We start from the raw sequence: 24,607 nt of genomic DNA on the forward strand, positions 1-24,607 counted from the left end.
ATGTATTCTAAAGCTAGAAGAGATAAAATCTAAAAATAGTAAGAGTTTCTATCTGACAGACGGGATATGTGTCCAGTCAGATAGGGATTTTTTGTTTTGGAAATAAAAGATTTGCCCTGAGAAGTACATTTTAGATGGAAATATTGACAGTTCAGAGGAAGGGGGACAAATCTTTTAAAGTAACTGTTAGAATGGATTTATAATTTGAGGGGAAACTCCTTTTTGAAATAATGAAAAAAGAAAGGTTATCATCATGACAAAAACATTCACTATTCGTCCGCTAAGCTACACCAACTTTACCAACCGTGAGTTTGAAAGTCTCATGGTAGATACGGGTCAACTACTAGAAGTTTTTGCTAAGGCACATAAGGACGAGCCTATGTATGGTAAGCATCTTGATTCCTTCAAGAGCAAGCTAGCAGACTTCCAAGGGCAACTCGCTATTGTAGAAAAGAAAGAGGCGACGAACCTGACCGAAGTCGACCGCAATCGTGACAGTGCCCTAGTTGGTCTCTTTACCCTTCATCGGGGATTTGCCAAGATCAAGGAAAGCAAACTCAAAGAAGCCCATGAGACCTTGAAACCAGTCTTTGCCAAATACAAGGATATCACCAAGCATAGCAATGATGTGGAAACGGCAGAAATCAAGAGTCTGCTCAAAACGCTGAGCGAAGAACCTTACCAAACAGCAGTTACTAGTCTAGGACTGACACCTATGCTACAGGCGGTGATCAGTGCGCAGGAAGACTATGATAAGGTGGAAAGTCAGGCGCGTGCGCATAAGTCTGCAAAGGAAGTCGGCAAGACCAGACAAATCCGTACCGAACTAACCAGCATCTACGACCTCTTTATGCGCTATACCGCAGCCAGTGCAGAAGCCTATCCATAAAAAGAGCACCTGACCAAACTCTTTAAAGACCTCAACACAATCCGAGATAGTAAACGTCGATTGAGTGGTTAGAGTAAGAAGGATAAGAAAGTAAAATCAGAAGAAACTACACAAGTAGCAGGATAAAAATAAACGTCTTTAGATATATTATTATCTAAAGGCGTTTTTTGGTGGATTCGTGGTATAATTTTGGTAAGAGATTGAAATTGATATTTAGAGTTTTTGTCAATAAAAAGTAGGTGGTTAGAATATGAAGTTAGAATTTAAAAATTTAAGCTATAATGATGTTCAAAAAAAATTTAACTATATTCAAGAAGTTTATGATAAAGGTGATAATGATCCACAGTTAGAGATAGATTTTTGTAAATTGAAATGGACAGAACCTATCGGAATGTTATTCTTTGGAGCTAAATTACGAGAGTTTTCAAGAAGTAATCCTGAAGTCGAAATTACATTAGGAAATATTGGACAAGATTCTGGTTATTTTGAATGGATGGGCTTATATGACTATTTTATCCCAGATTCTAATATTGGTAAAAAAGTTGGACATGTTTTTGGAAATACTAACTATATTCCTATTACTAAAATTAATGTAAAAGCAGAGTATGGTGAAAGTTTCAAGAATGGTAATATATATGCTGATAGAGGAGAGTTTATTGAAGTAAGGGCAAATCAATTAGCTCAAATTGTTACTAGTGATAGACAATTGGAAAAAATATTGACCTATATTATCAGAGAAATTATAAGGAATGTTCCAGAACATTCAGGTATTGATGAATTTTGGATTTGTGGACAAGCATGGCATGGTAAATTAAATAAAGCACAAATTGCAATATTAGATGAAGGTCAGGGAATCTTTAACAGTCTTACATCTAATATTTTCCATAGGAGAGAAATTGAATCAAATACTGAGGCGTTACAATCAGCAGTACAACCTGGAATTTCTAAGGCATTTAAAAGAGGTGGTACCAATCGTAAGTCTAATGATGTTTGGGCTAATTCAGGATACGGATTATACGTAGTTAGCGAAATATGCAGGGATTGTAATGGGAAATTTGGTTTAATTAGTGGTGAAAATATCCTTATTAAAAATAATGACGCTTCCTGTCCTCCTAATGGTATTGTTGGAGATAATTGTTTTAACGGAACAGCAATTGTTATAGAGCTACCGTTTATTAATGATTACAGTAGTATTAGCATTTCGGATTATGTTACACGGGGAGAAGAATTAGCAAAGCAAGAAATTAATTCTATTCATCAAGCATCTATTCCTTCAAGAGGATTATTAGAATGATAATTATGGTTTATAAGGAAAAATAAACATGAAAAATCTATGATTACAATTTAGAAATATTGGGACTAGTTGGAAACAATTAATATTAAGCGATATTACTAATTACTTTCAAAGTGGTGGCCACCGCCCAATGCAAAAGAAATTTGGTATTGGAACGGTAATATTTCTTGGATACAGCCCTCTGATTTGGAGATAGATAAATTATTTGATGTTGAACAACAGTTCCTATCATGCTTTAAAGGGTGATAGGGAGAATTGATTCGCTCATTTTTAGGATACAATTTTGTTTCCATATTTCCTGGAAACGGATAGGAAACAAGGAGAAACATGGAACAAACTAATCAAAAATCCCAGTGTCAGCAACTCTGGGCTAGAAATAAATACCTCGTTTTGAGCCATTCCAGCAATATTTACAATGAGATTCGCAAATATTTGAAGAATGAACAGGTGGAGCTGAGTCAGGTTCAAGAGATGATTGACCGTGCCTGCCAGATTCCAGAACACAGGGGTCAGGTTTGCAATGCCTTTCAGCATATTTGGGGCTATTTCAAAAAGAAAGCGACAGATGCCGAGCGTAAGGACTATATGCTCTTGCTGGATCGCTACCGCTTTGCTCAAGCTTCCAAGGAAGACTTGATTGTTAAGACTCGAGAGTTGCTTGAACTCTATCCCAATACCTACTTGCAAAATTCGACTTTACTGAAAGGAGACTCCCATGAGACTTGGGCATGAGGCTTTGATTTCACAACTTCCCCGTCCGCAACTTTTGGGCCAACATCGAGAGTGCTGCGCCCTTCGTGGTAATGGTTGGGGCAGAAAGCATGCGACGGTGAACTATGTCTTTACCCACTCGCCCTATCGTCTCTATGCCTATCATCGCTTGATCATGGAGGAGATGGCTAACCGTGGCTACAATGTCAGTCCAGAGTGGTTGGACAAGAACTACCGTGGTAAGACTTGCTCTTCTTATCAAGACTTAGCAGAGGAGAAGCTAGGTAAGCCCATCTATAGTGAACATGATGCAGGATATTATGAGGAGTGTCTGGCTAATCTTCGTGAGAAAGGGATTGAGCTGAAGTGAGAGTCAGGATTGGCTCCACATTATAACTCTTCTCGTAATTTTTTCGAATAATAAAAATGAGACCTTTAGAATGATTCTAGGGTCTTCTTTTTATGGGTATTAGAATTTACTTTTAATAACTTTTGAGTTATAATCTAATTAGAAAGAGACTACTTGGTGCATACGATTTACTTCTATAAGGACAAAAATGGAAATGAGCCAGTCTTAAATTATATGAGAGAATTGGCTAGTCAGAAAAGTAAGGATAGTCGCATCAAACTCAATAAATTAAATGACTATATTGAGTTGTTGAGTCAGCATGGGACTAGAGCTGGTGAACCCTATATCAAACATTTGGAAGATGAAATTTGGGAACTAAGACCTCTGAGGGATAGGATTTTATTTGTAGCATGGCTTGATGGAAGTTTTGTTCTCTTACATCATTTTGTCAAAAAGACTCAGAAAACTCCTAGGAGAGAAATTGAAAAAGCCAAGCGTGAACTGAAGGAAATAAAAGAAAGAGGGGTAAGTGATGAAGAATAGTGCCATTGGAAGTAATTGGAAAGATATCCGATCTGAACTCTTTACCAAGGAGGAAATCCTTGAAAGTGATATGCGAGTGGCTATCATGAGTGAGTTGATAGAAGCTAGACATGAGCAAGGTATCAGTCAGAAAAAACTAGAAGAGCTCAGTGGAGTGAGCCAGCCTGTTATAGCTAGGATGGAGACAGGGAAGACCAGTCCTCAGTTGGATACGGTCTTAAAAGTTTTAGCCAGTTTAGGAAAGACACTAGCAGTCGTCCCACTTGAACAGGAAAAAAGTTGATAGAGATGAGATTACTTGGTTTGCTAAAATCATCCACTGGATAATTTTATCTCCCGTCCGCATTTTTTCAGGGAAATATCAGAATTAAAAAACAAAAACCAACCTATAGTCTTTTCTAATAGCAAGCCATAGTCACTGATGAGAATCGTCAATAGCTCGTTTGAGCCTCTCAACTATAATACAGCTATAAATCACGCTATACAAAGGTTTTGAGACACTGATCTCAAGTTTTTTTCTTTTGTTCGAAAAAGTGATATAGTTTCAAACTATATCAAAGCCTAATTATTTACAATTATACAGACAGTTTCTTTTCTGTTAAGATAGTTTCAACAACAAATTTTGGAGGACACATCATGTCAACTACGATCATCGGTTTCCCTCGTTTGGGTGAATTCCGCGAATTAAAATTTACAACTGAAAAATACTTTAGAAAAGAAATCTCAGAAGAAGAACTCTTGGCAGCAGCAAAAGAATTGCGCGCGAAACACTGGAACATTGTCAAAGAAAAAGGCATCACTGAAATCCCATCAAATGACTTTTCTCACTATGACAACTTCCTTGATGCAGCTTTCCTTTTCAACGTGGTCCCTGCTTCTGTTCAAAACTTGGACTTGTCTGAGCTTGAGCGTTACTTTGCTTTGGCGCGTGGTTACCAAGGAGAAAAAGGGGATGTTCGCGCCCTTCCAATGAAGAAATGGTTCAACACCAACTACCATTACATCGTTCCTAAGTTTGAAAAAGACACTCAAGTTAAATTGGCAGGTCACAAGATCTTTGATGAGTTTCAAGAAGCAAAAGAACTTGGATTGAACACTCGTCCTGTTCTCGTCGGTCCCTTCACTTTCCTTCAATTATCAGACTTTGAAGAAGGCGTGAAAGCAGAAGACTTCGTAGATAGCTTAGTGGCTGCTTACCAAGAAGTTTTTGCTAAATTGGCTGAACTTGGTGCAACTCGCATCCAACTCGACGAAGCGGCTCTTGTCAAAGACTTGACAGCTGAAGAAAAAGCTCTCTTCTTGAACCTCTACAACAAGCTTTTGGCTGACAAAAAAGGTCTTGAAGTCTTGCTTCAAACTTACTTCGGTGACGTTCGTGACGTCTACTCTGACCTTGTGAACTTGCCAGTAGATGCCATCGGTTTAGACTTCGTTGAAGGTAAGAAAACTCTTGAACTCGTTAAAGGTGGCTTCCCAGCTGACAAGACTCTTTATGCAGGTATTGTCAATGGTAAAAACATTTGGCGTAACAACTACGAAAAGAGCTTGACTGTTCTTGAGCAAATTCCAGCTGAAAACATCGTATTGACAAGCTCATGCTCACTTCTTCATGTTCCATTTACAACTGCTAACGAAGAATTTGAACCAGCTATCTTGAACCACTTTGCCTTTGCGGTTGAAAAATTGGAAGAACTTCGTGACTTGGATGCTATCCGCAATGGTCAAGGGGATCAAGCTCTTGCAGCTAACAAAGAACTCTTTGCTACCGAGCGTGTGGGTGAAAATGTAGAACTTCGTGCGCGCATCGCTGGATTGACTGACGCAGACTACACTCGTTTGCCGGCCTTTGCGGAACGTGAAGCCATCCAAGAAGAAGCTTTCAAACTTCCAGCACTTCCAACAACAACCATCGGTTCATTCCCTCAAACTAAGGAAGTTCGTGCCAAACGTTTGGCTTACCGTAAGGATGAATTGTCACAAGAAGAGTACGATGCTTTCCTTGCTGAAACTATCGACGAATGGATCAAATGGCAAGAAGAAGTTGGATTTGACGTGCTTGTACACGGTGAGTTCGAGCGTAACGACATGGTTGAATACTTCGGTCAAAACTTGTCAGGTTACCTCTTCTCTAAGAATGGTTGGGTACAATCTTACGGTATGCGTGGGGTGAAACCACCAATCATCTGGGGTGATGTAACTCGTCTTAACCCTATCACTGTCAAATGGTCTAGCTATGCACAAAGCCGTACTGACAAACCTGTTAAAGGGATGTTGACTGGACCGGTTACCATCCTTAACTGGTCATTCCCACGTGAAGATATCTCTATCAAGGATTCTACTCTTCAAATCGCTCTTGCCATCAAGGATGAAGTGCTTGACCTTGAAGCTGCTGGCGTGAAAATCATCCAAATCGACGAAGCTGCTCTTCGTGAGAAATTGCCACTCCGTCGTAGCGACTGGTACGAAGACTACCTTGACTGGGCAATTCCTGCCTTCCGCTTGGTACACTCTACAGTAGCGCCAGATACTCAAATCCACACTCATATGTGTTACTCAGAATTTACAGATATCATCCCAGCTATCGACAACATGGATGCGGACGTTATTTCCTTTGAAGCAAGCCGTTCAAACCTTGAAATCTTGGACGAACTCAAAGCGAAAAACTTCCAAACAGAAGTGGGACCTGGGGTTTACGATATCCACTCACCTCGTGTGCCAAACGAAGGCGAAATCGACCACACAATCGATGCTATTCTTGCCAAAGTACCAAGCAAGAAAGTTTGGATCAATCCTGACTGTGGTTTGAAAACACGTGGTATTCCAGAAACAAAAGAAAGCTTGATCCGCCTTGTTGAAGCAGCGAAAGCTGCGCGTGAGAAATTGTAAGATAATATTTCTCTCTTGACACTGACTGATCAAGGAACTGCTTGGCCCAAGCCGGCTTAGCAATCATGAAATTAAAAAGAAAAGGATAATGACTATGTCACGCCAAACACCGTCACTCTCATTTGAAGTGTTCCCTCCAAACCCAGCCGTGGGTAATGATAAAATTATTTCAGCCTTGCAGGATATGCAAGAGTTGGCACCCCACTTTATCAGTGTGACTGCCAGCAATAATAAATTTAATATCAAGGAAACAACGGTTCGTTTGGCTGACTTTATCCAGAATGATTTGGCGATTCCAACTATTGCCCACTTGCCAGCTATCTATCTGACCAAGGAAAAGGTTGCTGAAACCATTGCAGACTTGGATAAGGTTGGGGTACAGAAAATCTTGGCCCTGCGTGGAGATATTATCCCTGATGTGGAACCACAAAAGGATTTTAGCTACGCAACAGACTTGATCGAGTTCATCAAGGAACAAGCACCGCATTTTGATATTGTCGGAGCTTGCTACCCAGAGGGGCACCCTGACTCGCCAAATCAGATCTCGGATATTCAAAATCTCAAGAAGAAAGTGGACGCAGGCTGTTCAAGCCTTGTAACGCAACTTTTCTTTGACAATGAGCGCTTCTACGATTTCCAAGACAAGTGTACCTTGGCAGGGATTGATGTTCCCATTCATGCGGGGATCATGCCCATTCTTAACCGTAACCAAGCGCTTCGTCTGTTAAAGACTTGTGAGAATATCCACCTTCCACGTAAATTTAAAGCCATCTTAGACAAGTATGAGCATGACCCTGAGTCGCTCAGAGCAGCAGGACTTGCCTATGCAGTGGATCAAATCGTGGACTTGGTAACTCAGGATGTTGCTGGTGTGCATCTCTACACCATGAACAATGCTGAAACAGCAAAATACATCCACCAAGCAACCCATGCCTTGTTTAATCATCAGTCTTTAGGATAATAAAAAGCAAACCATTCTTCTCAGGTGAGGGGAATGGTTCCTTTTTAATAGAAAAGCCCGCACTTTTTAAGAAAAATATGATAAAATAGACTCTGTACGTACTTGATACAAAGATGAGGGTATAAACAGATTCTTAGCTATTCAAATCTGCTATGCTATAAAAGATATAAATGCTAAAGAATAATATTTTTAAACTTTTCAAGGTATTTAGGTAGTTGAACACGGGCTAAATCCCTAGTGAAAAAGATAGATTTCCTGGTGTGCATTGCACACTGCGTCAATCTCCTATTTTCATACGGGATTCTTTACGCCCTTTGTATCCTGATTTTTGTAGGCAAGGCGTATAATTTCAGCAATCCAAAGGGGATTAAAATGACAAAACAAGTGTTTCAAACGACTTTTGCGGGTCGTGAGTTAATTGTAGAGACTGGCCAGGTTGCTAAGCAAGCAAATGGCGCAGTTGTTGTGCGTTACGGTGAGTCAACTGTCTTGACTGCGGCAGTTATGTCTAAGAAAATGGCAACTGGGGATTTCTTTCCTCTTCAAGTCAACTATGAAGAAAAAATGTATGCGGCTGGGAAGTTTCCTGGTGGCTTTATGAAACGTGAAGGACGTCCTTCAACAGATGCGACTTTGATAGCGCGTTTGATTGACCGTCCAATCCGTCCGATGTTTGCGGAAGGTTTCCGTAACGAAGTGCAAGTCATCAACACAGTTCTTTCTTACGATGAAAATGCATCTGCACCAATGGCAGCTATGTTTGGTTCATCCTTGGCGCTTTCTATCTCAGATATTCTGTTTGACGGACCTATTGCTGGGGTACAAGTGGGTTATGTAGATGGCCAAATCATCATCAATCCGACTCAAGAACAGGCAGAGCAATCGCTTCTTGAATTGACAGTAGCTGGGACCAAGCATGCTATCAACATGGTTGAGTCTGGTGCCAAAGAATTGTCAGAAGAAATCATGTTGGAAGCTCTTCTCAAAGGACATGAAGCAGTCAAAGAATTGATTGCCTTCCAAGAAGAAATCGTTGCTGCTGTCGGTAAGGAAAAAGCAGAAGTAGAATTGCTTCATGTAGATGCTGAATTGCAAGCTGAAATCATCGCAGCCTACAACAGTGATCTACAAAAAGCGGTCCAAGTAGAAGAAAAATTAGCTCGTGAAGCTGCAACTCAAGCAGTGAAAGACCAAGTAACAGCAGTTTACGAAGAAAAATATGCAGACCACGAAGAATGTGACCGTATCATGCGTGATGTGGCTGAAATCTTGGAACAAATGGAACACGCTGAAGTGCGTCGTTTGATCACAGAAGACAAGGTGCGTCCTGATGGTCGTAAGGTCGATGAAATCCGTCCTTTAGATGCGCAGGTTGACTATCTTCCTCGTGTACATGGTTCTGGTCTCTTTACTCGTGGACAGACTCAAGCTCTTTCAGTTTTGACTTTGGCTCCGATGGGAGAAACTCAAATCATCGATGGTTTGGATCCAGAGTACAAGAAACGCTTTATGCACCACTATAACTTCCCACAATACTCTGTAGGGGAAACTGGTCGTTACGGTGCGCCTGGCCGTCGTGAAATTGGTCACGGTGCTCTCGGTGAGCGCGCCCTTGCTCAAGTCTTGCCTAGTTTGGAAGAATTTCCATACGCGATCCGCTTGGTAGCTGAAGTCTTAGAATCAAACGGTTCATCTTCTCAAGCCTCTATCTGTGCGGGAACTCTTGCCCTTATGGCTGGTGGTGTGCCAATCAAGGCGCCAGTAGCTGGTATTGCTATGGGTCTCATCTCAGATGGAAATAACTACACAGTATTGACCGATATCCAAGGTTTGGAAGACCACTTTGGAGACATGGACTTTAAGGTTGCCGGTACTCGTGACGGGATTACAGCTCTTCAAATGGATATCAAGATTCAAGGGATTACTGCAGAAATCTTGACTGAGGCCCTTGCTCAAGCCAAGAAAGCACGTTTTGAAATCCTTGATGTGATCGAAGCGACTATTCCAGAAGTGCGTCCAGAATTGGCTCCAACTGCTCCGAAAATTGATACCATCAAGATTGATGTCGACAAGATCAAGATTGTCATTGGTAAAGGTGGAGAAACCATTGACAAAATTATCGCTGAAACAGGCGTTAAGATTGATATCGACGAAGAAGGTAATGTATCTATCTACTCAAGCGATCAAGATGCCATTAACCGTACCAAAGAAATCATCGCTGGCTTGGTTCGTGAAGCCAAAGTGGATGAAGTTTACCATGCGAAGGTTGTTCGTATCGAGAAATTTGGTGCCTTTGTCAACCTCTTTGATAAGACAGATGCACTTGTGCACATTTCGGAAATGGCTTGGACTCGTACCAACCGTGTCGAGGATTTGGTAGCTATCGGTGATGAAGTCGATGTTAAGGTTATCAAGATTGATGAAAAAGGCCGTATCGATGCCTCTATGAAAGTTCTTCTTCCTCGTCCGCCAAAACCTGAGCATGATGAAAAAGGCGAAAAGTCTGAGCGACCTCATCGCCCACGTCATCACCATCACAAGGACCACAAACCTAAGAAAGAATTTACAGAAACACCAAAAGATTCAGAATAAGAAAAGGAGAAATGTATGGGATGGTGGCGCGAAACCATTGATATTGTAAAAGAAAATGATCCAGCGGCACGCAACAGTTTGGAAGTTTTGCTGACTTATCCAGGTGTCAAGGCCTTAGCTGCCCACCGTCTCTCGCATTTTCTATGGAAGCATGGCTTCAAACTCCTGGCTCGTATGCATAGTCAGTTTTGGCGCTTTTGGACCCAAATCGAGATCCATCCGGGTGCCCATATAGACTCAGGTGTCTTTATCGACCATGGTTCTGGCTTGGTGATTGGAGAGACAGCTATCGTTGAGACGGGAGTTCTCCTCTATCATGGGGTGACTCTTGGGGGAACAGGGAAAGACTGTGGCAAACGCCATCCGACTGTACGTAAAGGAGCTCTCATATCGGCCCATGCCCAAGTTATCGGGCCGGTAGAAATCGGTGAAAATGCCAAGGTCGGTGCAGCAGCAGTTGTCGTGGCAGACGTACCTAGTGATGTAACAGTTGTCGGTATTCCGGCTAAGATCGTCCGCGTTCATGGACAGAAGGATGAGCCTATCATTCACGAAGTCGAAGAAAAACGAGAGTACTACGTCAATAAACTCGAGCAGGCTAAAGAAGCCAGTCACAGATCGTCGGGGTTGTAGAGGTTACCTATATGATTCAAGCAAGAAATAAGTTAAGCCAAGAGGAGTTATCTGAGGCGAAAAAACTAATTAACTGTTGCCAAGCCTATGACGGTACCTATCGTGATCCCTATCTTTCTAACATGATTAATTTTGACCCAAACATGCCCGCCTTTTTCCTTTATTATGAAAAAGGCGAACTTGTTGGTTTATTAACTGTCTATGCAGATGACCAAGATGTGGAAGTGACGATACTGGTTCATCCAGATCATCGCCGTCAGGGGGTTGCGCGTGCATTGTTTACTAGTTTTGAGAGAGAAACAGCTTCTTTTCCGATTCATTCAGTTACTTTTCAGACAGAGCGTGTTTTTCTAGACCGCCATCCTGATTTTGTCAGCAACTGGGGATTGGTCGAGGATGAAGAGACAGAAACTTGGTTAGGTAAGGATAGAAAACCTTATCCGTTAGCAAATGTTTCCAATCTTGAAGTTTTGTTAGCAGATAGTTCGTATCAGGAGCAAATTAGCCAGTTAAAATTTCAGGCATTTTCAGAGGAACATGAATCGAGAGAAGTTGTGGATAGATATGTCGCTGAAGCTCTGAAGGATTCAGAAAGTCGCCTATATATTTTATTAAAAGACGGTCAGGTTATTGGGACTTGCACGGTAGATTTATCGACTAATACGAATTACTTCTACGGTTTAGCAATATCAGAACTTGAACGTGGCAAAGGCTACGGAAGCTATTTAGCAAAATCCCTAGTCAACCAACTGATTGAGCAAAATGATAAGGAATTTCAGATTGCAGTAGAGGACTGCAACGTAGGTGCCAAGAGCTTGTATGAAAAAATCGGCTTTGTCAAACAGACTCAGGTGGTTTATCTGAATAAGAAAGAGTAGTAAATGCTATTAGAAGAATTCGAAAATGTACCTGCTGTTATCGAACCAACTGATCGAAGTATTCGTGGTTGTGGAGAAATCTGTGACACGATTATTTTATCTTTTAATGGAGAAATCGTTGAACGAGTAAAGCAGTTTGAAGATGTTTACGAAGGTGGCTATTTAACCAATCTAAATGGTAGATTTCCATGGTATATCTATGAAAAAGATGGGAGTAAGGTAGCAGTTGCTATAGCTACGATTGGAGCCTCGATGGTTGTTGGGCTCTTAGAAGAACTCAAAGCAAGAGGATTTAAGAACTTTATTGTGTTGGGTTCTTGCGGAGTTCTAGATCAGTCTATTCAGGCAGATAAGATTATCCTACCAAGTTCAGCTCTACGTGATGAAGGTACAAGTTACCATTACGCTCCTCCAAGTGATGAGATAGCTTATGACGAAACTTTGCTCTTAACCATGGAAGAAGCTTTGAACAAATCTGGCATTGAGCACATTCGAACAAAGGCTTGGACGACTGATGCCTTTTATCGAGAAACGCCTGATAAGGTCAAGCGTCGCTTGACTGCTGGTGCACAAGTGGTCGACATGGAAGCTTCAGCTATCATGGCTTGGGCACAATTTCGACAAGCAAAAGTTTATCAATTTTTTTATACGGCTGATTATGTTGACCATCACAATCATGAATGGGATGCAAGACACGAAGAAAGAAAAACAGATGCTATGACTTTCTTTGAGATAGCATTAGTAATTGCTAGAGAGTTGGATTGAAACGACTCTTTATGATAAACAAGAAACAGAAGGGAGACAGTGAGTGATTAAAATCTATGACACTATGTCTCGTGATTTGCGAGAATTTGTCCCGATTGAGGACGGCAAGGTTAAGATGTATGTCTGTGGGCCAACCGTGTATAACTATATCCACGTGGGGAATGCCCGTTCAACGGTAGCTTTTGATACCATTCGACGTTACTTTGAGTACCGTGGGTATGAGGTTGCCTATATTTCCAATTTTACGGATGTGGATGATAAGATTATCAACCGTGCCAAGGAAGAAGGCATCACGCCACAGGAGGTTGCGGACAAGTACATCGCTGCCTTTCGTGAGGATGTGACGGCCTTGGGCGTCAAACCTGCGACTCGCCATCCGCGTGTAGTGGAGTTTATGGCGGATATCATCCGCTTTGTGGAAGATTTGATTGAAAAAGGCTTTGCTTATGAGAGCCAGGGGGATGTATACTTTCGTGTGGAAAAATCCCACAACTACGCCAAATTGGCTAATAAAACCTTGGAAGATTTGGAGCTGGGTGCTTCAGGCCGTACCGATGAAGAAACGGCTCGTAAGGAAAATCCTGTGGACTTTGCCCTTTGGAAGACTGCCAAACCAGGCGAGATTTCCTGGGACAGCCCATGGGGACCTGGTCGTCCGGGCTGGCATATCGAGTGTTCGGTCATGTCAACAGAGATTCTGGGCGATACTATTGATATCCACGGTGGTGGAGCTGACCTAGAGTTTCCTCATCATACCAACGAAATTGCCCAGTCTGAAGCTAAAACAGGTAAGACTTTTGCCAACTACTGGATGCACAATGGTTTTGTCAATATCGACAATGTCAAGATGTCCAAGTCCTTGGGGAACTTTATTACTGTGCATGATGCATTGAAGACTATTGATGGCCAAGTGCTTCGATTCTTCTTTGCCACTCAGCATTACCGTAAACCAATCAACTTTACGGAAAAGGCAGTGCGAGACGCCGAGACCAATCTCAAATATCTGAAGAACACTTACGAGCGACCATTTTCTGGAACTGTAGATGCTCAAGAGTTGCAGGACTTTAAAGATAAGTTTGTAGCTGTTATGGATGAGGATTTCAACTCTGCCAACGGTATCACAGTAGTCTTTGAAATGGCCAAATGGATCAACTCAGGAAACTATGATGCAAGTGTCAAGCAAGCTCTTGCGGCTATGTTAGAAGTCTTCGGTATTGTCTTTGTTGAGGAAGTTTTGGATGAAGAGATTGAAGCCTTGATTCAAAAACGTCAAGAAGCGCGTGCTAATCGTGACTTTGCGACAGCGGACCAAATCCGTGACCAATTGGCTGCTCAAGGGATTAAGCTCCTTGACACCAAGGATGGAGTGAGGTGGACTCGTGATTGATGTCAATCTCATTAACGGGATTGCGCTGGCTTTTGAGGGAGATGCAGTTTACTCCATGTATATTCGCCGCCATCTCATCCTCAAAGGAATGACCAAGCCCAATAAACTTCACCAAGAGGCGACCAAGTATGTGTCTGCCAAGGCTCAGGCCAGCCTGATTGCCCTCATGTTGGAGGAGCAAGTCTTGACGGAAAAAGAAGAAGAAATCTATAAACGAGGTCGCAATACCAATAGCCATACTAAGGCTAAAAATGCTGATGTGGTGACCTACCGCATGTCTACAGGTTTTGAAGCAGTGATGGGCTATCTCCATCTGACTGAAAATATGGAGCGTCTAGAGACCATAATTTCTTGGTGCATCCAAAAAGTGGAGGAGTAGAAATGCTTGCAAAAGAATTACTAAACTGGTTTCCTGAGGCTCAGATTTCAGATCAGCCGATTGAGAAACCAGGCTATCTCACTCTCCCTTTAGATTCTCAGCAGTGGATTTTACTGGAGGAAGCTGGTCTCAGCGAGCGTGAAAAGCAGTTGGTTGCTCTTTTGACCCAGCAGGAGCAGGCTCGTTCGCTCAATCCTTGGTATCCCTATCTGATCGAGGGAAAGGGGCAGGCGCCTCAAACTTTTAAAAAGATACAATTGGTTTATTGTCATCTATCCTATTATCAGCAGGAAAATCTAGCCTCTTGGCTGGATATGATGCGGACTCTCTTTCCAAACTGCCAGACAGTGCTACAGGTCGGTGCTCAGGACTATGTTTTCGTGCTTCAACAAGATAAGTACAGCTCTGTCCGCTCTATCTTATCTGATACGATTGAAGCGGTTGAGTATGACTTTGGCTTTCGTCTGTCTATCATGTTAGGCCAGGTATGGTCTCAGACAGGCCCTCAAGCCCTATCAGACTTAATCACAGTAGAGCGAGATTTGTTTAAGACTTGGTGGCGCCAGGGTCACCAAGGTGTACACACCTTTTCACAACTCTATCTTTGGAGTATGGGAGAAAGACTAGTGGACCTGAGAGTCATTAAAGAATGCCTGCACCAGATGATCTTGGATCAGGATCAGATTCAGGAAATTATCCTTTCTCTTTGGGAAAACAGTGCTGTTCTGACTAAAACAGCCCAGCAACTCTATCTGCACCGCAATTCTCTCCAATACAAGATTGATAAATGGGAAGAATTGACAGGGCTTCAGTTGAAGGAGTTAACGGACCTTACCTTGTGTTATCAGTTGATTTTACCAGATATTCTCTAAAGTTTTGTGCAAGTTGCACAGAACTTTTTTATTTTTTTGGTCACCTTGCCATAGAAAAATAAAGCGTTTTCATCTATAATAAAACTATCAAAAGACAAAAGGAGTTCACCTCGATGGTAGAATTAAATCTAAAAAACATTTACAAAAAATATCCAAACAGCGAACACTACTCAGTTGAAGACTTCAACTTGGACATCAAAGACAAAGAATTTATCGTTTTCGTAGGTCCTTCAGGATGTGGTAAATCAACAACTCTTCGTATGATCGCTGGTCTTGAAGACATCACAGAAGGTACTGCATCTATTGATGGCGTGGTTGTCAACGACGTGGCTCCAAAAGATCGTGACATCGCCATGGTATTCCAAAACTACGCTCTTTACCCACACATGACTGTATATGACAACATGGCTTTCGGTTTGAAATTGCGTAAATACAGCAAAGAAGACATCGACAAACGTGTACAAGAAGCTGCTGGGATTCTTGGCTTGAAAGAATTCTTGGATCGTAAACCAGCTGACCTTTCAGGTGGTCAACGTCAACGTGTTGCCATGGGTCGTGCCATCGTCCGTGATGCAAAAGTGTTCTTGATGGACGAACCTTTGTCAAACTTGGATGCCAAACTTCGTGTATCTATGCGTGCTGAAATTGCGAAAATTCACCGTCGTATCGGAGCTACAACTATCTACGTAACTCACGACCAAACAGAAGCGATGACACTTGCAGACCGTATCGTTATCATGTCAGCAACTAAGAACCCAGCTGGCACAGGTACTATCGGACGTGTAGAACAAATCGGTACACCTCAAGAAGTTTACAAAAACCCAGTTAATAAATTTGTAGCAGGATTTATCGGAAGCCCAGCTATGAACTTCATCAATGTGAAATTAGAAGGCAATGAAATTGTTTCAGACGGTTTCCGCTTGAAAGTGCCAGAAGGTGCTTTGAAAGTTCTTCGTGATAAAGGCTACGAAGGAAAAGAATTGATCTTCGGTATTCGTCCAGAAGACGTGAATGCAGAACCTGCTTTCCTTGAAACATTCCCAGAATCAGTTGTAAAAGCAACTATCTCTGTATCAGAATTGCTTGGTTCAGAATCTCACCTTTACTGTCAAGTTGGTAAAGACGAATTTGTTGCTAAAGTGGATGCTCGTGACTACTTGCAAACAGGCGCAACAGTTGAACTTGGATTTGACTTGAACAAAGCACACTTCTTCGACGTAGAAACTGAAAAAACAGTCTACTAAGCAAATGAAATGTCAAAACACTGCTAGAGAAATCTGGCAGTGTTTTTTTAATGATTGGTATTGGCATAAAAATAGGCTTTTCTAGTTTTCATATCCTTAAAAAAGTGATAAAATGGTAGGAAGAATTGGAGAGTATAGATGCCGAAAGAAGTGAATTTGACGGGCGATCAGGTAGTCGCTTTAACGAGAGAATATTTAACAAAGGAAGACGTTGCTTTTGTACAAAAAGCATTGATTTATGCGGTGGATTGTCACAGTGGTCAATATCGCAAATCAGGTGAGCCCTATATTATCCATCCCATTCAGGTGGCAGGAATTCTGGCTAAGCTCAAGCTGGATGCCGTAACCGTTGCCTGTGGTTTTTTGCATGACGTGGTTGAAGACACAGATGCGACACTGGATGATTTGGAGAGAGAGTTCGGTCATGATGTTCGGATTATCGTTGATGGTGTGACCAAACTTGGTAAGGTTGAGTACAAATCACTTGAGGAACAATTAGCTGAAAATCACCGCAAGATGCTTATGGCCATGTCTGAGGATATCCGTGTTATCTTGGTTAAATTATCGGACCGTTTGCACAATATGCGGACTCTCAAACACCTGCGAAAGGACAAGCAAGAACGGATCTCCAGAGAAACCATGGAAATTTACGCACCACTTGCTCATCGTCTAGGGATTTCAAGTGTCAAGTGGGAGTTGGAAGATCTATCTTTCCGTTACCTCAATCCAACTGAGTTTTACAAGATCACCCACATGATGAAGGAGAAACGCAGAGAACGTGAGGCTTTGGTCGATGAAGTCGTAACCAAGTTGGAGGACTATGCTACCGAACGAAATCTCAAAGGGAAAATCTATGGTCGTCCTAAGCATATCTATTCGATCTATCGCAAGATGCAGGATAAGAAGAAACGCTTTGAGGAGATTTATGACCTGATTGCCATTCGCTGTATCTTAGATACCCAGAGTGATGTCTATGCCATGCTGGGTTATGTGCATGAACTTTGGAAACCCATGCCAGGCCGCTTCAAAGACTATATCGCCAATCGTAAGGCCAACGGTTACCAGTCTATCCATACGACCGTCTATGGACCAAAAGGACCGATTGAATTCCAGATTCGGACCAAGGAAATGCACGAAGTGGCTGAGTACGGGGTTGCGGCTCACTGGGCTTATAAGAAAGGTATTAAAGGGCAGGTCAACAGCAAGGAATCTGCTATTGGGATGAACTGGATCAAGGAGATGATGGAGCTCCAAGACCAGGCTGATGATGCCAAGGAATTTGTGGACTCTGTTAAAGAAAACTATCTGGCGGAGGAGATTTACGTTTTTACCCCAGATGGTGCAGTTCGCTCCCTTCCAAAAGATTCAGGACCGATTGACTTTGCCTATGAAATCCATACCAAAGTCGGTGAAAAAGCGACTGGTGCCAAGGTCAATGGCCGTATGGTTCCGCTGACAACCAAGCTTAAGACAGGGGATCAGGTTGAAATTATCACCAACCCTAACTCCTTTGGTCCAAGTCGTGACTGGCTCAACATGGTCAAGACCAGTAAGGCGCGCAACAAGATTCGTCAGTTCTTTAAAAATCAAGACAAGGAATTATCCGTTAACAAGGGCCGTGAAATGTTGATGGCCCAGTTCCAAGAAAACGGTTATGTGGCCAATAAATTCATGGACAAGCGTCACATGGACGAGGTCCTTCAAAAGACCAGCTACAAGACAGAGGAAGCTCTCTATGCAGCCATTGGTTTTGGAGAAATTGGCGCTATTACCGTCTTTAACCGTTTGACCGAAAAGGAACGCCGCGAGGAAGAACGTGCCAAGGCCAAGGCGGAGGCAGAAGAGCTTGTCAAAGGTGGCGAAGTTAAGGTCGAAAACAAAGAAACCCTCAAGGTAAAGCATGAGGGTGGTGTGGTCATTGAAGGTGCTTCAGGTCTCCTAGTTCGGATTGCCAAGTGTTGTAATCCAGTGCCGGGTGACGACATTGTCGGCTACATTACCAAGGGACGCGGTGTAGCTATTCATCGTGTGGACTGTATGAATCTCCGTGCCCAAGAAAACTACGAGCAACGTCTCCTTGATGTGGAGTGGGAAGATCAATTCTCAAGCAAGGAATACACTGCCCACATCGATATCTATGGTCTCAACCGTACAGGGCTTTTGAACGATGTTTTACAAGTTCTCTCAAACACGACTAAGAATATCTCAACTGTTAATGCTCAACCAACTAAGGATATGAAATTTGCTAATATCCATGTCTCATTCGGTATTTCCAACCTCTCTACACTGACCACGGTCGTGGATAAGATTAAGAGTGTGCCAGAGGTTTACTCCGTCAAACGGACCAACGGCTAACTATCCTAGCTCTGACTAGAAAGGCTATTATGAAAATCATTATCCAACGGGTTAAAAAAGCTCAAGTGAGTATCGAAGGTCGGGTTCATGGGAAAATCAATCAGGGACTCCTATTGCTGGTTGGTGTTGGACCAGAGGACCAAGAGGAAGATTTGGACTATGCTGTGAGAAAGCTCGTCAACATGCGAATTTTTTCTGATGCAGAAGGCAAGATGAACCTGTCTGTCCAGGATATTGAAGGGGAAATCCTTTCTATTTCTCAGTTTACCCTCTTTGCGGATACCAAGAAAGGCAATCGTCCAGCCTTTACAGGTGCAGCCAAGCCGGATATGGCAACTGCCTTCTATGACACTTTCAACCAAAAGCTAGCTCAGGAAGTCCCTGTTCAGACTGGTATTTTTGGAGCGGATATGCAGGTGGAGCTGGTAAATGATGGGCCAGTTACCATCATTCTTGATACTCAAAATAGATAAGAAAACCAAGCCCAGCTGGCTTGGTTTTTGTTTATAGACACTCCCATAAAGAGGTATGTTTGTTGTAAAAGTCGGGATAGTTTTCTCTTAGGTGGCTAGCCGTTATGTAATATAAAGTAGAATGACAACCAGTGACGATTGGAATAGGAGAGGAAAGTCGCTGAGAACTAGCGAAGGCTAAGAGGACAAATAATAGAAAATCGCTGATGAGTACTCCTAAATAGTAGAAGCGAAACTTTTTATTGATTTGAGGATAAATCTCAGAGAAATGTTTTTTGAGTCGGAAGACCAAGCGAGATAGCAGTAGTCCCTGAGCAAGGATGAAAATAAAACCAGAGGGCATGAGCCAGCCCAAAGCTGTCTCATGTCTTGTGATAAAAAATGCTAATAGTAGCAAATCGCAGAGTGCAATGGCTACAAAATGAATTCTAAAGAGTTTTTTCATAAGATGACCTCCCTCTTTTATCTAGCTTCATTCTACTCCAAAAGAATGGAAGTTACAAGTAGAATGATAAAAAATTTTAGTAAGGAGATTCTATTAGATTTCTTTATTTGAGTTTCCTCTTATTGTTTTACTTCTTCATCATTCCAGACAAATAAAGCTCCGATTGCATTGAGGATATAAAAGATATATTTTCCGATATTGGCAAAATTTCCTTGAATGCCAGCCTTTGTCAGCTGAACGAAATTGTAAATCAACCAAAAGCCCCACTGAGTTGTCAATTTCAATGCGTTCAAAGCATTGGCAATGAGGGACAGTGCAAAGGCAATAGTTGTTACGTAGGCGAGGAGATTCATCTTGCCCCCATAGCCGATATAGTTGGTCACAAAGGCAAAGAGGAAGGCGATGATGGAAATGATGATGGCCGCCAATTTTAGCTGTTTTTGGCTCATTTGGTTGGGTCTGCCTTCTTGCGAAGCTTCCCATTTCTTAATAGCAAAGGTATAAATGAGGAAGGTGACGGGATAGGTGATAATAGCCGCCTTATTTCCAAGGATATAATCAATGGTGCCGGACAAAATGGTATTAACAATACCAAAGTAATTTCCCCATTTGCTTAATTTTCCCGTGAAACGAGTGGACAACATGGAAATCCCAACGTTGGTTACGGAAATTAATCCAAAGGGAACAAGGGCTGTCCATGGTCCCCAGTCTACGAATTTATCGAGGCGTGAGTTGAGGTAACCAGATGCAATCGCAATCCCAACGACCAGAGCAACTCCGAATAGGTCAAACCATTTAGATGTCGCAAAAATTTTTAGTGATTTTTTCATAGGCTAAGGTATCTTTCTTGTTTTTTACAAATATTCTACAACTAAATGAGAGCAAAATCAAACAATAGAAATAAAACCCTGAAAATAAAACTTTCAGGGTTGGTAGGGGACTTGAGAAATTAGTCGATTTTTTCGACATAGAGTTGTTTGGCGATATCCATGCTAACTTGGAGATCTTCGTCTTTGTTGACTAGAGTAAAGCTATTGGAAAAGCCATCAAACTGCTTGACCTGGACTTGGTCACCAATATGAATCTCATACTTTTCTAAGTATTTGAGCAGATCAAAGCTATCGTGAACCCGAGTCAGGAGATAGGTTCCAGCTTCCTGGACGGCTGCTAGTGGCAGGTTATTGATTTCAACCAAGAGTTCTCCCTCGGCTGGGATGGTTCCTCCGTGGGGACAGGTTTGAGGGAAGCCTAGCAGTTTATCTAGTCTCTCTACAAAGAGGTCGGATACAGTGTGCTCTAGGACCTCAGCTTCTCCGTGAATCTGATCGCTAGTATAGTCGAGATGGTGAACTAGAAAGACTTCAATCAACCGATGTTTGCGATAGAGTTCTGACACCAGTTTGAGGCCAATATCTGTCAATAGATAGCCGTTCTCCTTATCCTTGAGGATGAGATTTTCACTTTTCATGCGTTTGATCATCTCTGTTACGGCAGGTGGAGAGACCTGCATACGGGTAGCAATTTCTTTATTGGTGATTTTTTGCATCTCCGTACCGATTTCATAAATACATTTTAGATAATCTTCTTTATTTGGCGTCATTCGTTTCCTCTTGTCTTTTCTCTACATCTAGTATATCAAAAAAAGCTAGATTTCTCTAGCCTTCTGCCCTAATGGCTTTGATTTTAGTCCAGTTCTTTCACTGCAGCAATTGCAGCTCCAAAGTCTGGTTCCGTGTTAATGTTGTCAACGTATTCTACGTAACGGATGACATTGTCAGTATCGAGAACAAAGACGGCACGTGCAAGGAGATGCCATTCGTTGATTAAGAGGGCATAATCACGCCCGAAAGAATGGTCAAAGTAGTCTGAAAGCATGATGGCATTGTCAAGGCCTTCAGCCCCGCACCAGCGTCCTTGGGCAAATGGTAGGTCCATAGAAACAGTAAGAACGACGGTGTTGTCAAGGTTAGCTAGTTCTTGGTTGAATCGACGTGTTTGCGTTGAGCAGACACCAGTATCGATAGAAGGGACAACACTCAAGACTTTTTTCTTTCCATCAAAGTCAGCTAGCGTTTTTTTAGAGAGATCGGTTGTTGTAAGAGAAAAGTCAAGTGCCTTGTCTCCGACTTGCAGTTGTTTACCTGTAAAAGTTACAGGATTTCCGAGAAAAGTGGTCATGAAACTACTCCATTCTTTTTTCTTTTATTTTACCGAGAATTGTCAGATTTTTCCAATGATTTGACTGGAAATTAAGGGACAAAAAAACGTCCATTCACGTGAGAACGACGTTTTTTTAATGGATTACTTAGACAAACCTTCAGCAATCTTGTCAAGGTTGTATTTCATCATGCTGTAGTAGCTGTCGCCTTCTTTGCCTTCTTCAGCGATTGAGTCAGTAAAGATTTGTGCGTAGATTGGGATGTTTGTGTCTTGTGAAACAGTCTTCATTGGACGGTCATCGACACTTGATTCAACAAAGAGTGATGGAACTTTTGTTTGGCGAAGTTTTTCAACCAAGGTCTTGATTTGTTCCGGAGTCCCTTCTTCTTCCGTGTTGATTTCCCAGATGTAGGCACTTGGAACACCGTAGGCTTTAGAGAAGTATTTGAAGCATCCTTCGCTGGTTACGATGAGTTTCTTCTCAGCAGGGATATTGTTAAATTTCTCTTTGGCTTCCTTGTCCAGTTTGTCTAGTTTTTCAGTATAGTCTTTGAGATTTTTTTCGTAGAATTCCTTGTTGCTAGGGTCCTTGGCAATGAGCTGTTTAGCGATATTTTTAGCATAAATCATCCCATTTTCAAGGTTGAGCCAAGCGTGTGGGTCTTCTTTGCCTTTCTCGTTTTGGCCTTCAAGGTAGATAACATCAACGCCTTCGCTGACTGCAAAGTAGTCTTTGTTTTCAGTTTTCTTGGCATTTTCGACCAATTTGGTAAACCAAGCATTGCCACCTGTTTCAAGGTTGATACCGTTATAGAAAATCAAGTCAGCTTGAGAAGTTTTCTTAACGTCTTCAGGAAGTGGTTCGTATTCGTGTGGGTCTTGACCAACAGGAACGATACTATGAAGATCAATCTTGTCACCAGCGATATTTTTGGTAATATCAGCGATGATTGAGTTTGTAGCAACAACTTTTAGTTTTTGACCAGAAGCCGTATCTTTTTTTCCGCTAGCACATGCTACAAGAGCAATGACGGAAAGAAAGAGTACAAGCAATGTACCTAATTTTTTCATTAGATTCCTCCAGAAGGGTTTCCCCGTTATTTAATGATTTTTTTGTTTTTCAGTTTCAAGTATCGTTGCTTAGGAGAGATAAAGAAACTGATTAGAAAGAAGCTGGCGGATGTGAGCACGATGCTCGATCCTGCTGCGAGATTGAAACTATAGCCGATAAAGAGCCCTACAACAGAAGCCAGAGCTCCTAGGCCTGATGAAAGAAAAATCATGCTCTTTAGGCTATTAGCATAAAGGTAAGCCGTCGCAGCTGGGGTGATCAACATGGCCACGATAAGAATGGTTCCAACACTTTGCATGGCGGTGACGGATACAAGGGTCAAGAGCACCATGAGTAGATAGTGGTAGAAATTAACGGGCATTCCCATTGCTTTAGCCAGGAGCTCGTCAAAGGATGTAATCAATAGTTGTTTAAAGAAAATCCCAATAATCAAGAGAATCAATGCCCCCACACCAATGGTAATCCACATGTCCGTATCTTGGACAGCGAGGATATTCCCAAAAAGGATATGGAAGAGGTCTGTCGAACTCTTGGCAACACTAATCAAGATGACACCTAAGGCTAAGAAAGATGAAAAGGTAATACCAATGGCAGTGTCACTCTTGATGATAGAGTTTCCCTTGATGTAGGTAATGATGATGGAAGCCATCAAACCAAAGATGATCGCTCCAATAAAGAAATCAATTCCCAGGATAAAGGAAAGGGCTACGCCGGGCAAAACTGCGTGAGAGATGGCATCTCCCATGAGAGACATACCACGTAGGATGATAAAACATCCCACAGCTCCAGCAACAACTCCGATGACAATAGCTGTGATCAAGGCGTTTTGTAGGAAATGGAAATTTTGCAATCCATCGATAAATTCTGCTATCATAGGGCACCTCCATTGAAAAAGAGTTTGCTACCGTAGGCCTTTTTGAGATTGGCCTCGGTAAAGGTTTCTTCGGTCGGACCAAGGTCTATTAACTCTCGATTGAGAAGCAAAACTTGGTCGAAATAATGGGGGACTTTGCTGAGGTCATGATGGACGATGAGAACTGTTTTACCAGCTTTTTTAAGATCTCTCAGCGTATTCATGATAATCTCTTCACTAACCGAGTCAATCCCGACAAATGGCTCATCTAGAAAGATGTAGTCTGCTTCCTGCACTAAGCAACGGGCAATCAACACACGTTGGAATTGTCCTCCTGAGAGCTGGCTGATTTGGCGATCAGCATAGTCTGAAAGTCCAACGATTTCAAGTGCATCTGCCATTTTTTTCCAGTGGCTGGCTTTTAAGGTGTGAAAGAGCGGTATGGATGGATAGAGTCCCAGAGAGACGCATTCCTTGACCTTGATAGGGAAATTGTAGTCGATATGGATTTTTTGCTCGACATAGGCAACTCGATTTAAAGATTTCTTGACTTCTTTGTCGTCGAGAAAGGCCTGACCTTCATGTGGGATAATTCCCAACATACTTTTTAATAAAGTTGATTTTCCAGCACCGTTTGGACCAATAATTCCGGTAATAGTTGGTCCTTGGAGCACTAGTGAAATATCCTTTAGTGCCAACGTTTCTTTGTAGGAGACACTGAGGTTTTCGATACGTATCATACAGTTGTATTCCTCCTATCTTTTAATATACCTTAAAAAAAAAATTAAGTCAAGTTAATTTTTGAAAAATTTAAAATAATAACTGAAAAATGAAGAAAAAAGCTAGACCATTTTTAATTGCATTCC

The 24,607-nt window shown here is 42.0% G+C and carries 24 protein-coding genes and 1 pseudogene; 18 read left to right on the forward strand and 7 right to left on the reverse strand.

Going from position 1 to position 24,607, the window contains the following annotated elements; translation table 11 throughout:
- Nucleotides 1-253: 253 nt before the first annotated feature.
- The 18 genes and pseudogenes from D8847_RS01650 to dtd all read left to right on the forward strand — a co-directional run bounded on the left by D8847_RS01650 (nt 254) and on the right by dtd (nt 19,211).
- Nucleotides 254-961 (forward strand): annotated as a pseudogene (locus D8847_RS01650) (DUF6261 family protein).
- 178 nt (nt 962-1,139) lie between these two features.
- Nucleotides 1,140-2,183: an ATP-binding protein gene (locus D8847_RS01655; RefSeq protein WP_125840393.1), complete on the forward strand. Its 1,044-nt coding sequence runs from the start codon at nt 1,140-1,142 to the stop codon at nt 2,181-2,183.
- Between the two features lie 327 nt (nt 2,184-2,510).
- Nucleotides 2,511-2,915, forward strand: coding sequence for a YbgA family protein (locus D8847_RS01660; RefSeq protein ID WP_125840394.1), 405 nt, complete (start codon nt 2,511-2,513; stop codon nt 2,913-2,915).
- Nucleotides 2,899-3,264 (forward strand): TIGR02328 family protein, encoded by a 366-nt coding sequence (locus D8847_RS01665; RefSeq protein ID WP_125840395.1) that lies wholly within the window; start codon nt 2,899-2,901, stop codon nt 3,262-3,264. Before D8847_RS01660 ends, D8847_RS01665 begins: the two co-directional genes overlap by 17 nt.
- 156 nt (nt 3,265-3,420) lie before the next feature.
- A complete protein-coding gene (locus D8847_RS01670; RefSeq protein ID WP_125840396.1) occupies nt 3,421-3,786 on the forward strand; it encodes a type II toxin-antitoxin system RelE/ParE family toxin in 366 nt (121 codons plus the stop codon).
- Nucleotides 3,776-4,069, forward strand: a complete 294-nt coding sequence (locus D8847_RS01675; RefSeq protein ID WP_000797736.1) for a helix-turn-helix domain-containing protein — start codon at nt 3,776-3,778, stop codon at nt 4,067-4,069. The genes D8847_RS01670 and D8847_RS01675 overlap by 11 nt, the downstream gene beginning before the upstream one ends.
- A 353-nt stretch (nt 4,070-4,422) precedes the next feature.
- Nucleotides 4,423-6,672: a 5-methyltetrahydropteroyltriglutamate--homocysteine S-methyltransferase gene (metE, locus tag D8847_RS01680; protein ID WP_125840397.1), complete on the forward strand. Its 2,250-nt coding sequence runs from the start codon at nt 4,423-4,425 to the stop codon at nt 6,670-6,672.
- Between the two features lie 94 nt (nt 6,673-6,766).
- Nucleotides 6,767-7,633 carry a methylenetetrahydrofolate reductase [NAD(P)H] gene (gene metF / locus D8847_RS01685; RefSeq protein ID WP_125840398.1) on the forward strand — a complete coding sequence of 289 codons (867 nt, stop codon included), beginning with the start codon at nt 6,767-6,769 and terminating at the stop codon, nt 7,631-7,633.
- Between the two features lie 372 nt (nt 7,634-8,005).
- The gene (pnp, locus tag D8847_RS01690; RefSeq protein ID WP_125840399.1) at nt 8,006-10,225 is read left to right on the forward strand and encodes a polyribonucleotide nucleotidyltransferase; all 2,220 of its coding nucleotides are present in this window, start codon (nt 8,006-8,008) and stop codon (nt 10,223-10,225) included.
- A gap of 15 nt (nt 10,226-10,240) precedes the next feature.
- The gene (gene cysE / locus D8847_RS01695) at nt 10,241-10,858 is read left to right on the forward strand and encodes a serine O-acetyltransferase (protein WP_125840400.1); all 618 of its coding nucleotides are present in this window, start codon (nt 10,241-10,243) and stop codon (nt 10,856-10,858) included.
- An 11-nt stretch (nt 10,859-10,869) separates the two neighbouring features.
- Nucleotides 10,870-11,736 carry a GNAT family N-acetyltransferase gene (locus D8847_RS01700; RefSeq protein WP_125840401.1) on the forward strand — a complete coding sequence of 289 codons (867 nt, stop codon included), beginning with the start codon at nt 10,870-10,872 and terminating at the stop codon, nt 11,734-11,736.
- Nucleotides 11,737-11,739: 3 nt separating this feature from the next.
- Nucleotides 11,740-12,501, forward strand: coding sequence for a nucleoside phosphorylase (locus D8847_RS01705; protein ID WP_125840402.1), 762 nt, complete (start codon nt 11,740-11,742; stop codon nt 12,499-12,501).
- A gap of 43 nt (nt 12,502-12,544) precedes the next feature.
- Nucleotides 12,545-13,888: a cysteine--tRNA ligase gene (gene cysS, locus D8847_RS01710; RefSeq protein WP_125840403.1), complete on the forward strand. Its 1,344-nt coding sequence runs from the start codon at nt 12,545-12,547 to the stop codon at nt 13,886-13,888.
- The gene (locus D8847_RS01715; protein ID WP_125840404.1) at nt 13,881-14,267 is read left to right on the forward strand and encodes a Mini-ribonuclease 3; all 387 of its coding nucleotides are present in this window, start codon (nt 13,881-13,883) and stop codon (nt 14,265-14,267) included. Before cysS ends, D8847_RS01715 begins: the two co-directional genes overlap by 8 nt.
- 2 nt (nt 14,268-14,269) lie before the next feature.
- Nucleotides 14,270-15,139: a helix-turn-helix domain-containing protein gene (locus D8847_RS01720; protein WP_125840405.1), complete on the forward strand. Its 870-nt coding sequence runs from the start codon at nt 14,270-14,272 to the stop codon at nt 15,137-15,139.
- Nucleotides 15,140-15,252: 113 nt separating this feature from the next.
- Complete coding sequence (locus tag D8847_RS01725) at nt 15,253-16,383, forward strand: ABC transporter ATP-binding protein (RefSeq protein WP_125840406.1); 1,131 nt, start codon at nt 15,253-15,255, stop codon at nt 16,381-16,383.
- Nucleotides 16,384-16,521: 138 nt separating this feature from the next.
- Nucleotides 16,522-18,738: a RelA/SpoT family protein gene (locus tag D8847_RS01730; protein WP_001123783.1), complete on the forward strand. Its 2,217-nt coding sequence runs from the start codon at nt 16,522-16,524 to the stop codon at nt 18,736-18,738.
- A gap of 29 nt (nt 18,739-18,767) precedes the next feature.
- Nucleotides 18,768-19,211, forward strand: a complete 444-nt coding sequence (dtd, locus tag D8847_RS01735; protein ID WP_125840407.1) for a D-aminoacyl-tRNA deacylase — start codon at nt 18,768-18,770, stop codon at nt 19,209-19,211.
- A 31-nt stretch (nt 19,212-19,242) separates the two neighbouring features.
- On the opposite strand, the gene D8847_RS01740 is transcribed toward dtd, so the two are convergent.
- The 7 genes from D8847_RS01740 to D8847_RS01775 form a co-directional block, all read right to left on the reverse strand.
- Complete coding sequence (locus tag D8847_RS01740; protein WP_084868383.1) at nt 19,243-19,656, reverse strand: hypothetical protein; 414 nt, start codon at nt 19,654-19,656, stop codon at nt 19,243-19,245.
- Nucleotides 19,657-19,775: 119 nt separating this feature from the next.
- Nucleotides 19,776-20,486: a nicotinamide mononucleotide transporter gene (locus D8847_RS01745; RefSeq protein ID WP_180382770.1), complete on the reverse strand. Its 711-nt coding sequence runs from the start codon at nt 20,484-20,486 to the stop codon at nt 19,776-19,778.
- 119 nt (nt 20,487-20,605) lie between these two features.
- Nucleotides 20,606-21,256 (reverse strand): metal-dependent transcriptional regulator, encoded by a 651-nt coding sequence (locus D8847_RS01755; protein WP_084868385.1) that lies wholly within the window; start codon nt 21,254-21,256, stop codon nt 20,606-20,608.
- An 83-nt stretch (nt 21,257-21,339) separates the two neighbouring features.
- Nucleotides 21,340-21,834 carry a thiol peroxidase gene (tpx, locus tag D8847_RS01760; RefSeq protein WP_084868386.1) on the reverse strand — a complete coding sequence of 165 codons (495 nt, stop codon included), beginning with the start codon at nt 21,832-21,834 and terminating at the stop codon, nt 21,340-21,342.
- A gap of 123 nt (nt 21,835-21,957) precedes the next feature.
- Entirely contained in the window at nt 21,958-22,887 is a 930-nt protein-coding gene (locus D8847_RS01765) for a metal ABC transporter substrate-binding protein (protein WP_000733087.1), read from the reverse strand.
- A gap of 26 nt (nt 22,888-22,913) precedes the next feature.
- On the reverse strand, nt 22,914-23,762 hold the full coding sequence (locus D8847_RS01770) for a metal ABC transporter permease (RefSeq protein WP_000559794.1): 849 nt from the start codon (nt 23,760-23,762) through the stop codon (nt 22,914-22,916).
- A complete protein-coding gene (locus tag D8847_RS01775; protein ID WP_125840408.1) occupies nt 23,759-24,481 on the reverse strand; it encodes a metal ABC transporter ATP-binding protein in 723 nt (240 codons plus the stop codon). Before D8847_RS01775 ends, D8847_RS01770 begins: the two co-directional genes overlap by 4 nt.
- Nucleotides 24,482-24,607 lie beyond the last annotated feature (126 nt).

Origin of the sequence: Streptococcus mitis (assembly GCF_003942795.1) — a bacterium.
Taxonomy (GTDB): domain Bacteria; phylum Bacillota; class Bacilli; order Lactobacillales; family Streptococcaceae; genus Streptococcus; species Streptococcus mitis_BJ.